Genomic DNA, 830 nt, shown 5'->3' on the forward strand with positions numbered 1-830 from the left:
CAAGACCTTCCGCGCCCCGGACGGCAGCGCCCACCACGCCGTCCAGGACGTCTCCTTCCGGCTCGACGCGGGCGAGATCCTCGGCCTGGTCGGGGAGTCCGGCTCCGGCAAGACCACCGCCGCGCGGATCGTGCTGGGGCTGGTGGAGCCCGACTCCGGCTCGGTGCGGCTGGCCGGGCAGCCCTGGAGCGGGCTGCCGGAGCGGCGCCGGCGGGCCGTGCGGACCCGGATCCAGACCGTCCAGCAGGACCCGTTGGGCTCCTTCGACCCGCGCTTCACCGTCGAGCGGGTGATCGGCGAGGCGGTGGCCCGGGCCACCGGCACGGAGGGCGCGGACACGCACACGGCCGGGCGTCTCGGGCGGCGCGGGCGCCGGGCCAGGGTGGCCGAGCTGCTCGACCAGGTCGGCCTGTCCGCCACCCTGCTGACCCGGCGTCCCAGCGAGCTCTCCGGCGGCCAGCGCCAGCGGGTGGCGATCGCCCGCGCGCTGGCACCCGGTCCGCGGATCCTGGTCTGCGACGAACCGGTCTCCGCGCTCGACGTCTCGATCCAGGCGCAGATCCTCGACCTGCTGGCCGACCTGCGGCGTGACCTCGGCCTGGCGATGCTCTTCATCTCGCACGACCTGGGGGTGGTGCACCACCTGAGCGACCGGGTCGCCGTGATGCAGGGCGGCCGGGTGGTCGAGAGCGGCGAGGTGACCGGGGTCTTCAGCGCCCCGCAGGCGGACTACACCCGCCGACTGCTGGCGGCCCTGCCGCCGCCCCGTCCCGCCGCCGGCGCGGTTGCCGCCACCGGCGCCCGGGCGGAGGCCCGATCATGACCGGGAG

The 830-nt window shown here is 76.6% G+C and carries 1 protein-coding gene; it reads left to right on the forward strand.

The window, feature by feature from the left end; genetic code table 11:
- Positions 1-823, forward strand: an 823-nt coding sequence (locus ABD323_RS38520; protein ID WP_344446764.1) for an ABC transporter ATP-binding protein, incomplete at its 5' end; no start/stop codon positions are given.
- Between the last annotated feature and the right edge of the window lie 7 nt (positions 824-830).

It is taken from the genome of Kitasatospora nipponensis (assembly GCF_039528135.1).
Lineage (GTDB): Bacteria > Actinomycetota > Actinomycetes > Streptomycetales > Streptomycetaceae > Kitasatospora > Kitasatospora nipponensis.